The organism is Pseudolysinimonas sp., from assembly GCF_039912695.1.
Classification (GTDB): Bacteria; Actinomycetota; Actinomycetes; order Actinomycetales; family Microbacteriaceae; genus Pseudolysinimonas_A.
Genome location: NZ_JBDSPJ010000003.1, coordinates 36,329 through 45,792, shown reverse-complemented (window position 1 = coordinate 45,792; position 9,464 = coordinate 36,329). Strand labels below are relative to the sequence as shown.

At 65.9% G+C, this 9,464-nt stretch carries 9 protein-coding genes; 4 read left to right on the top strand and 5 right to left on the bottom strand.

Translation table 11 applies throughout. The annotated features are described in order from the left end of the window. On the bottom strand, positions 1-1,288 hold a 1,288-nt coding region (locus tag ABIR17_RS01595), incomplete at its 3' end, for a cellulase family glycosylhydrolase (protein ID WP_348002610.1). A gap of 108 nt (positions 1,289-1,396) precedes the next feature. Between ABIR17_RS01595 and ABIR17_RS01590 the strand changes: the two genes are divergently transcribed. The 3 genes from ABIR17_RS01590 (at position 1,397) to ABIR17_RS01580 (ending at position 4,427) form a co-directional block, all read left to right on the top strand. Beyond that, the gene (locus ABIR17_RS01590) at positions 1,397-3,010 is read left to right on the top strand and encodes an acyl-CoA carboxylase subunit beta (RefSeq protein ID WP_348002609.1); all 1,614 of its coding nucleotides are present in this window, start codon (positions 1,397-1,399) and stop codon (positions 3,008-3,010) included. Beyond that, the gene (locus ABIR17_RS01585; RefSeq protein ID WP_348002608.1) at positions 3,007-3,225 is read left to right on the top strand and encodes an acyl-CoA carboxylase subunit epsilon; all 219 of its coding nucleotides are present in this window, start codon (positions 3,007-3,009) and stop codon (positions 3,223-3,225) included. The genes ABIR17_RS01590 and ABIR17_RS01585 overlap by 4 nt, the downstream gene beginning before the upstream one ends. Before the next feature lie 419 nt (positions 3,226-3,644). Next, positions 3,645-4,427, top strand: coding sequence for an FkbM family methyltransferase (locus ABIR17_RS01580; RefSeq protein WP_348002607.1), 783 nt, complete (start codon positions 3,645-3,647; stop codon positions 4,425-4,427). Here ABIR17_RS01580 and ABIR17_RS01575 read toward each other — a convergent pair. From ABIR17_RS01575 to ABIR17_RS01560, 4 genes are all read right to left on the bottom strand, one after another. After that, positions 4,391-5,467, bottom strand: a complete 1,077-nt coding sequence (locus ABIR17_RS01575; protein WP_348002606.1) for a hypothetical protein — start codon at positions 5,465-5,467, stop codon at positions 4,391-4,393. The genes ABIR17_RS01580 and ABIR17_RS01575 overlap by 37 nt on opposite strands. Continuing rightward, a complete protein-coding gene (locus tag ABIR17_RS01570; protein WP_348002605.1) occupies positions 5,464-6,735 on the bottom strand; it encodes an ATP-binding protein in 1,272 nt (423 codons plus the stop codon). The genes ABIR17_RS01575 and ABIR17_RS01570 overlap by 4 nt, the downstream gene beginning before the upstream one ends. Further along, positions 6,722-7,432: a response regulator transcription factor gene (locus ABIR17_RS01565; protein WP_348002604.1), complete on the bottom strand. Its 711-nt coding sequence runs from the start codon at positions 7,430-7,432 to the stop codon at positions 6,722-6,724. The genes ABIR17_RS01570 and ABIR17_RS01565 overlap by 14 nt, the downstream gene beginning before the upstream one ends. A 130-nt stretch (positions 7,433-7,562) precedes the next feature. Beyond that, positions 7,563-8,789 carry a TRAM domain-containing protein gene (locus tag ABIR17_RS01560; RefSeq protein ID WP_348002603.1) on the bottom strand — a complete coding sequence of 409 codons (1,227 nt, stop codon included), beginning with the start codon at positions 8,787-8,789 and terminating at the stop codon, positions 7,563-7,565. Positions 8,790-8,812: 23 nt separating this feature from the next. Here ABIR17_RS01560 and ABIR17_RS01555 point away from each other — a divergent pair, with 23 nt between their 5' ends. Continuing rightward, on the top strand, positions 8,813-9,424 hold the full coding sequence (locus ABIR17_RS01555; RefSeq protein ID WP_348002602.1) for a nucleoside triphosphate pyrophosphatase: 612 nt from the start codon (positions 8,813-8,815) through the stop codon (positions 9,422-9,424). Positions 9,425-9,464 lie beyond the last annotated feature (40 nt).

The following is a 9,464-nucleotide window of genomic DNA, read 5'->3' as shown; positions in this document are numbered from 1 at the left end:
CGACCACCGCGCCATCAACCATCAACCGCACCTGGATTCCCGCAGCCGTATCCGGATCGATCGCCCAACCCCACGCCGTCAACGTCGAACCCACCAACGACACCGAATCCACCACCCCGAACGGAGGAACGGGGTGGCCGGAAGACGATGGGGAGAGCGTCGCCAGGTGGTCGTGGAACGCGGTTCCCGAGGGCGCCTGCGGAGTGAACGACGAGTCGGCGATAAGCGCGTAGCGATGAGCCGCGAGCCCTTCGGAGGCCGGCACGATCCACCACGCCCAGGGCGCGTATCCGACGCCATGAGCGTCTGCCCATGTCATGAAAGTGGTCAGGAACGACGACCCACCATCGGTCTGCCCGAACTCGCTCGCGATGACCGGCACGACCGCGGCGACGGGTGCGATCTCTGCGTTCCAGCACGATGATGAGCTGCACCGCTGTCCGGGGTAGTTGTGCCAGGACGCCACCAGCTGGGAGTCCGCTGGACGATACTCGAGCCATTGCCGGAGATCGTTGGAGTAGTCCAAACCGCCGAGGAGGACCGGCTGGGTCGCGCCAGCCCCGCGCACGGCAGCGACCAGCTGGGTCATCCCGGCCACCACGTACGTTGCGCCGCTCAACGTAGAGGTCTGGTCGTTCTCGACGGGAGCCCGGCATCCGCCGTCTCGCCAGCACGACCACGTGAGCTGGAAGGTCCACGAGTTCGTCGTGTTGTTCCAGCGGGAGTAGGGCTCGTTGAAGACGTCGAACATGACCGACCGGTTCGACGCGTAGGCCGTCGCGACCTGCGACCAGAACGTGACCGACCGGGCATCGGTCATCGCACGCTGACCGTTCGCCGGGTACCCCGCGGGCGACGTCCAATGCAGATCCAGAATGACAACCAGTCCTGCGGCGTTGAGGACACCAACCCAGTCGTTCACCGCGGAACGGTAACCCGCACTCGTGCCGTACGCGGGAGCCCCATCGACCCCGAGCCAGCAGGCCTCGTTGAGAGGCAGCCGCACCGCGGTGATCCCCCACGAAACCATGGCCGCGGCCGCCGCAGCGTCGCGACCACCCGACGCATACGCCCAACCCTGCTGACAGGCGTACTCGAAGCTCGGCCAGTTGACGGCGTGAGCATCCCACCTCGCGCCGGTCCGACTGTCGACGAGTCGTGTTCCGTCGACGACAGGCGTCGGAGCGGACGAAGCCGCAGCGGAGGTCGCCGCGCTGGAGGGCGACGGCGCGCCCACCAGCACCGCAGCGAGGATCGCGACGATCCCGAGAATCCCCCCGGCTCTCATGGTCGTGAGCCTAGTCCTCAGCTGGAAGCCGTGGGGAGAGATGTGACGGCCCGGGCGTTGGAGGTTTCCACCAGAGGGGCGCGACGGCTGATCGGTAGGCTGAATGCCGTGACTCCTGCCGCTTCCGATTCCGACGCACCCCGTCCCGACTCGGCGACGACCGCCGGAAAGCTCGCGGACCTGAAAGTGCGCTACCACGAGGCGGTCACCGCGAGCGGGGCTGCCGCGATTGAGAAGCAGCACGCGAAGGGCAAGAAGACCGCTCGGGAGCGTATCGAGCAGTTGCTTGATACCGGCTCATTCGTCGAACTGGACGAGTTTGTGCGCCACCGCACCCAGGCGTTCGGCATGGAAAAGAACCGGCCGTACGGCGACGCCGTCGTTACCGGTACCGGCACCATCCACGGGCGGCAGGTGGCCGTCTACTCTCAGGACTTCACGATCTTCGGCGGTTCACTCGGTGAGGTCGCCGGCGAGAAGATCATCAAGGTCATGGAGCTCGCGCTCAAGACCGGCGTTCCGATCATCGGGATGCTCGACTCCGGGGGTGCACGCATCCAAGAGGGAGTCGTCGCGCTCGGTAAGTACGGCGAGATTTTCCGCCTGAACACGGCGTCGTCGGGAGTCATCCCGCAGATCTCGATCATCATGGGCCCGGCCGCAGGCGGCGCTGTGTACTCCCCCGCCCTGACCGACTTCGTGATCATGGTCGACAAGACCTCGCACATGTTTGTCACCGGCCCCGACGTGATCAAGACCGTGACCGGCGAAGACGTCGGCATGGAAGAGCTCGGCGGCGCGCTCACCCACAACAAGACCAGCGGCGTCGCTCACTACTTGGCCAGCGATGAGGATGACGCCCTCGACTACGCCCGCACCCTCGTCGGCTTCCTGCCTGACAACAACCTCGTCGAGGCGCCGGTCTACGAGAGCGACGTCGAGCTGGAGGTCACGGATGCCGACCGCAAACTCAACACGATCATCCCCGACTCACCGAACCAGCCCTACGACATGCGCATCATCATCGAGTCGCTGGTCGACAACGAAGACTTCCTCGAAGTGCAGCCGCTGTTCGCCCCCAACATCCTGATCGGTTTCGGTCGGGTCGAAGGCCGCAGCGTCGGCGTCATCGCGAGCCAGCCGAGCGCCATGGCCGGAACCCTCGACATCCAGGCCGGCGAGAAGGCTGCGCGATTCGTGAGGTTCTGTGACGCCTTCTCGATCCCGATCCTCACCCTGGTCGACGTGCCCGGCTTCCTTCCCGGTACCGACCAGGAGTGGACGGGTGTCATCCGCCGCGGGGCGAAGCTGCTCTACGCCTACGCGGAGGCGACGGTGCCGCTCGTCACCGTGATCACCCGCAAGGCGTACGGCGGCGCCTACATCGTGATGGGTTCCAAGCAGCTCGGCGCCGACATCAACTACGCCTGGCCCACCGCCGAGATTGCGGTCATGGGCGGCCAGGGCGCGGTCAACATCCTCTACCGGGGCGACCTGAAGAAGGCGGAGGAGGCCGGCGAAGACGTCGCCGCCGTGCGCACCCGTCTTGCGAACGAGTACACCTACAACGTCGCGTCGCCGTTCCTGGCCGCGGAACGCGGAGAGCTGGATGGCGTGATCGAGCCGGCCGCGACCCGGGTCGCGATCGTGAAAGCGCTTCGGGCGCTGCGCACCAAACGGGCAACTCAGCCGCCGAAGAAGCACGGGAACATCCCCCTGTGAACGACCAGGCACCGCCTCCCGACATCCGCATCTTGTCGGGCGATCCGACCGCGCCGGAGATCGCGGCGGTGACAGCCGTGCTGTCCGCCGCACTCGACGAGCTGGCTGGGCAAACTCTCGCGAGCAGCCAGAACGGCCCGAGTGCCTGGCAGCGCAGTCAGCGCGCCATCCGTACACCCCTCCCGTTCGGCGCCTGGCGCAACGTCGACCGGTAGAGAGATCGGGGACTGGTCGTCGCGGTCTGTCCCCCAAAACGCATATCGTCCAACTTCACTGCTGATTTCACGGGAATCTGCGCGGTCGTTTGTCCCCCAAAGTGACGACTTGGTACAGCCGAACGCCGCGACTAGTTTGGAGGAGTAACAGGTGTATCTCGTCTGAGATCACCAACACTGGTCGGCGTCATGGGTAAGCATGCCGACTTGTGGGGGCGAGTCAGGGCGGTATTCGGGTTATCGCCCTGACTCGATTTTTGGTCGCGGGGTCGGATCTTCGGATTCGACCCCGCGATCCAGTTAACGGCTCCGGTCCCTCGTCCACGTTCCCCGTTGTGCGTCGCGATCGCGCCGCCTGGGCCAATAGGATTGGCAGGCTGTGAGCACGGCGTGCGCCGTGACCGACCCGAAAGGCTCACGTGATCGACGCCGTTACTCCGAAGTCCTCGGCCGCCTCAGCGAAGCGTGGCGGCGTCAGGCTCTGGATCGGGCACGCGATCTACCGGCTTTCGGCCCGCATCCATTTCGCCGAACCCGAGATTCGCGGGTTGGGAAAGTTCGTTCATCCCGGAGACTCCGTGCTCGACGTCGGAGCCGCGCTGGGGATGTACACGGTTCCCCTCGCACACATTGTCGGGCCGAGTGGCCGCGTCGACTCCTTCGACCCGCAACCTCGCAACTTTTACGTCACCCGGTTTCTGCGCTCCATCAACGGGGTCAAGAACGGTCTGATCCGGCGCATCGCGCTCGGCCCGAAACCGGGCGAGAGTTCGATCGCCGTGCCCATCATCCTGGGCCTGCCGATCTTCGGCCATGGGCACATCTCAGAAGGCGTCGACGAGGGCTCGCGCCGCATCCGGTACACCCCGACACCGGTCGACACGATTGATGACTGGGTCACCCGCGAGGGCATCGCGAGGATCAGCTACATCAAGGTGGATGTCGAAGGCTTCGAGCCTTCCGTCATCGAGGGGGGCCGCGCCACCATCACGCGCGATCTGCCGAGCCTGATGCTCGAGATCGAAGACCGCCATCTGGTGCGTTACGGCCGGGATGCGGCGGGTTTCGTCGGAGAAATTCTGGGCATGTGGCCCGCGTACAAGATGTACACCTGGTCAGGCAACGACTGGGTGCGCGTGGATGAGGTCAAACCTTCCGTGCGCAACTACTTGTTCGCAACTGACGCCGCGCTGGCATCCTGACCGACTGCGGCGATCCTGGGGATCTCGAGCCAAAGCTCGATTTCTTCGTCACCGAGTGAGTCGCCGAGTGCGCTGGCGCTGCCGTCGTCGCTCGAACGCAGGCCGACGACTGTCACCCCAACGTCGGATCCTTCGGGCACGGTGCGGGCGATGACCTTGTCGGCTGTCGTGTGTCGCAGTGCATCGGCGAGCGCGCCGAGAATCCGGTCAATCTCCGAGTCCTCGAGGTCATCAAGCCCGCCTTCGTCGAGCAGGGTCACTGTCGTGCCACGGCGTCGCGCCAACATGACTTGCTCTCGTACCGCGTCGTTGAGCAGCTTGCGGCCGCGAATCTCGTCTCGGATCGCGCCCTCGAGATGCAGACACTCGGCACGTTGCGCAGCGGTGAGGTCCCCCTTGCTCTGTTGGACCGCACGAAGCATCGGCAGCGCCATGACCGAGGTCTGACCGAGACGGAACTGCCGCTCGTTGAGATGCGCCTCCTGGGCGGCCTGCCACTCGGTGGCACCGCGTTCGGCAATCGCGAAGCGCTGCGAATCGCGCACGGCCTTTGCGAGCGCGTTGGTCAGGAGGTGCGCGACGCCGACCCAGGATGCGCTGCCGATCACTCCGATGCCCGCGAGCGCGCCGGGACCCGCCCACAACACCGTCTGCACGATCAGGAATCCGATGCCGATCCAGGCAAACCCTGGCCGGCGTCGAACTGCCGTGATCGTCATCAGCGCGCCAACTGCTGCGACGTACCAGGTCGCGTACCCGTTGCCCCCCTCGCGTGCCGGATCAAGGCCCGACGAGACGAGCACGGGAAGCACGACGGCAATCGCGACGGCAAATACCGCAAGCCAGATCGGCATTCCGGCTCGCCGGTCAGGAACGAGAACCGCCGCTGTCGCAATCGCGTAGATCGCGATACCGGCGAACACCGGCTCCTCGGTCGAGGAGAAGTGCTGGGGCAGCGAGTAGAGCGCAAGAACGATGAGGTAGCTCGAGAACAGCGTGGCAACCAGCACGATCAGCGACCGCGGAACGGTGACTCTCATGCGCGCTCCACCTCCTGAACAACGTCGACCGGTCCGGTGGTGGCGGGGACGCCGTCCCAACTCAGAGTGATGACGGTGCCCTGGCCCGGCGCCGTTTCGATGTGGGCGACCCCACCGGCGGTCGCGACGCGTTCGAAGATTGACACCCGCACGCCCAGACGCTCGGTGGGGATGTCGTCCAGCTCGAAGCCTTTGCCGCGGTCACCGATCTCGATCGTGAACGCTTGATGCCCGAGCGAGTGCACCTCAACCCAGCGTTCGACGCCATTTCCCGCGTGTTGGAGGCTGTTGATCATCGCCTGCACGGTTGCCGAATAGGCGGCCTCAGCGACGTTAATCGGAATGAGGCACCACTCCGTCGCGAACGTGCGCACTGAGACAGGCTGCGACATGCTCTCGGCGGCGCTGATGATGCGATTGGCCACGATCTCGCCGGAGATGGTTGCCTCGGAGTCGGGTGCGGCTGCTACTGCCTCGCGGAGGTGCCCGATCGCGTTAGAGGCCATGGTCGAGGCGAGCACTTTCGCTTCAGGGGTGAATGCTCGCGCAGCCGACAGCAAGGTGGTCAGCACGCTGTCGTGCACGATCGCGTCGACCTGAACGCGTTCGGCTTCGGTTGCATGCTGCCGAACGGCATGGGAGTAGCGCTCGAGGGCGTTTTGCTGCGCGACGTCGACCCCGCTAGCCGCCGATCGAAGGACAACGATGAGGATCAGGATCGCCCCGCCGAGCAGAATCGAGTAGACCGAGTCGAGGACAGCAAGGACGACATCCACGTGCCCGCCAGGAGGGGTGACCCGGATGATGCCGTAGACCACCGGTACGCCGATCGTGTACACAGCGGCGAGCGGCAGATCAAGGCTTACCGCGGCCATCGACGTGGCGATCGTCAGCAGAAAGTACAGCCAATAGCTGGCGGGATTCCCCTCCGCTTTCGGGATGTCGACCACGGCGAACGGCCAGGTCACCAGGGCCACCAGGTAGACGATCGCAAACACCGGATAGGTCGTACGAACGAACCGTTTGGCGATTGCCGCGACCGCGCATACGACGAGGGAGGCGACGATGATGCCGAGCATTGCGATGCTCCAGACCGGTGCCATGTTGGGAAGCTGACTGAGCTGAAGCGGAATGGATTGCAGAAAGAAGGCACCGCCGATCACGGCCGCGAGACGCGCGATAGCAGCGTCGACGCGAAGCAGACTCAGCGGGTTGCGGACCGGCCGGGCGAGGTTGAGATCGCCCGCCACCCGGCTAGGCGTCGCCACCGTCGGCGTCTAGGCCCGGCAGGATGCCATCCTCCACCGCGCGACGGAGCAGATCGACCTTGGTCGGCGCGGGACGTCCCACCTCGACGTACTTGACGCGGATGCGGTCGAGGTATTCCCGCGCGGTCGAGTATCCGATCCCCAGCTGCTCGGCGGCGAGTTTGAGGGGCAAACCCGAGGCGTACAGGTGCAGGATCTCCCGCTCGCGTCGCCCCAGCTGCGCCTTCGCGAAATCGCGGTCGGCGTCGATCGCGGTCGCCCATTCCAAGTTATTGAGCACGTCGCCCCGGGCGACCGTGGCGGCAGCCGCGATCACCGTCTTGGTGGCCGATGATTTCGGGATGACACCTGCGGCGCCGGCGGCGAGCGCTTCACGCACGAGGCCGACGCGGTCGGCGATTGAATGCACCAGCACGGCAGCACCCGCCGCCTGAACGCGCTTCACGTTTTCGGTGACGCTCGAGCCATCCCCCAGGGAGAGATCGAGCACGACAACATCCACTTCGCGACCCGCCAGTGAACTGATCAGATCGTTGACGTTCGGGGAAACCGTCACGACGTCGTACCCCTCGTCGGCGAAAGCGGCCTTCAGGCCCAGTCGCACCGACTCGTGGTCGTCGACGATAGCGACACGAATTTTCGACGCCGACGGGGTGGACGGGAACCCCTCGGCGGAAACCCCTGTTGCCTCTGACACGCTCAACCCGTTCTCCCCCGGCTCATCGGACCAGCTACTTCCGAACGGTTGTGTTCGCCATGAGCCTACTCCGACGAAACTCCCGTCGAACGTTGGCGCTGCACCCAACTTTGGGGCGGATCGTGAGAGCTCAGGCGCGTTGAAACGATCCGACCGCTTCGACGTGATGCGTGTGCGGAAAGAGGTCGAATGCCCGAAGCCCGACGAGCTGGTAGCCGGCCTCGGCAAGCAGGGCGACGTCGCGCGCGAAGGCAACCGGATCGCAGCTCACGTAGACGATTTGGGCCGGAGCGACGGTCGTTATCGCGCCGAGTACCTCTGCCCCGGCACCCGATCGGGGCGGATCCAGGATGACGGTGCCGGCCGCAAGGCGAGTGCGCTCGGAGGCCGAAACGTCCGCGAGCGAACGCGCCCAACGCTCGACGCGCTCAGTGATCACGGCTGCCCCGAGCCAGTCGGCGAGGTTCTCGGCCGCGTGCTCGGTGGCTCGCGCGTCCGACTCAACCGTCGTGATGCGCACCCCGTGCCCGAATCGGTCACCCACCGCCGCCGCGAGCAGTCCGACGCCGCCGTACAGGTCGAGGTTGGCCGCTTTCTCGTCGAAAAGGGTCGGGTCGATGGCATCCTGAACCGCTGCGGTGAGGGTCTCCGCGGCGGCGGCGTGCACCTGCCAGAATCCCGTGTCGTCGACCCGGAATTCGCGCATCCCGACCCTTTCGCGAATGACCGTCGGCTTTTGCTCGTCGATGACCAGACGTGCGCCGTCGCCGAGACTCGGGGCGAGCACCTGCACCGATTTCACGCCCGGCATGCTTTCGCGCAGCGGAGCCAGGTCACGCACCCGGTCGACCGCGAGCGGTAGATCGGCCACCGCGACCACCCGGTGTGATCGCGCGGCGTAGGGCCCAATGGATCCGTCGGCGGCAACGTGCAGCCGCTCGCGGGTTCGCCATCCCGTGCCGTCGGTCGGGCCGGGTAGCGCTTCGACGTCGACCGTGCGATCAACCTTCGCCATGCGGGCAAGCGACTCGGTCAGTACCTGCGCTTTCAGTACCCGCTGCTGCCCGAGCGCTATGTGGCCGTAGTCCGCCCCGCCGGGACGCTGGGCGGGATCGCGATCGACCGACGCCTCGGCCCAGATGTGCGGAACTCGGTGCGGACTCGCGTCGAGCACCTCGACGGTGTCAGCCCTCCAAAACTTCGGCTTCGAGTCATCGGTGACCCGCACCCGCAGCCGTTCGCCGGGGATCGCGTCGGCCACGAAAATCACTCGGCCGTCGAGTCGTGCCACCGACTCTCCACCGTGGGCCATATTGGTAGCCTCGACCTCGATCTCAGTGCCCTGCATGTCGCCCATTTTCGACAGCTTAGGAGCGACCCATGCGGCTCTATCTCGCCTCGACCTCCCCGGCACGTCTGGCCACCCTGCGCGCGGCCGGTATCGAGCCCATCGCGCTGGCACCCGGCGTCGATGAAGAGGCTGCCGTCGCATCCGCCGGACCACTGCGCCCGCCCGAGATGGTGCAACTGCTGGCACGACTGAAAGCCGAGGCGGTCGTCGCACAGCATCCCGACCTCAACGGGTTGGTATTCGGGGGAGACTCGGCATTCGAAATCGACGGCGTTGTCTACGGCAAGCCGCACGAACCGGCCGTGGCACGAGCGCGCTGGTTGGCCCAGCGCGGGCGCTCCGGACGCCTGCACTCGGGGCACTGGCTCATCGACGCGCGAGTGGATGGCACCGGCCGCGCCGTCGGACAAGCCGCGGTCGCGACGGTAACTTTCGCGAGCGACATCACCGAAGCTGAGATCGACGCCTACGTCGCGACGACCGAGCCACTCGAGGTGGCGGGCGCGTTCACCATCGACGCCAAGGGCGCCGCGTTCATCGCGAGCATCGACGGTGACCCGAGCACGGTGATCGGCATCTCGATCCCGACCCTGAGGAATCTGGTGCGACAGCTCGCGATCGAATGGCCGGACCTCTGGTGAGTCCCACCGCAAAACCAGGACGTTTCTGTGGGACCTCGAC

Excerpts from the sequence above, each read along its gene's own strand:
- ABIR17_RS01575 (WP_348002606.1), bottom strand. The coding sequence starts at position 5,467 with ATGAGAGTCACCGTTCCGCGGTCGCTGATCGTGCTGGTTGCCACGCTG.
- ABIR17_RS01560 (WP_348002603.1), bottom strand. The coding sequence starts at position 8,789 with ATGGGCGACATGCAGGGCACTGAGATCGAGGTCGAGGCTACCAATATG.
- ABIR17_RS01555 (WP_348002602.1), top strand. The coding sequence starts at position 8,813 with ATGCGGCTCTATCTCGCCTCGACCTCCCCGGCACGTCTGGCCACCCTG.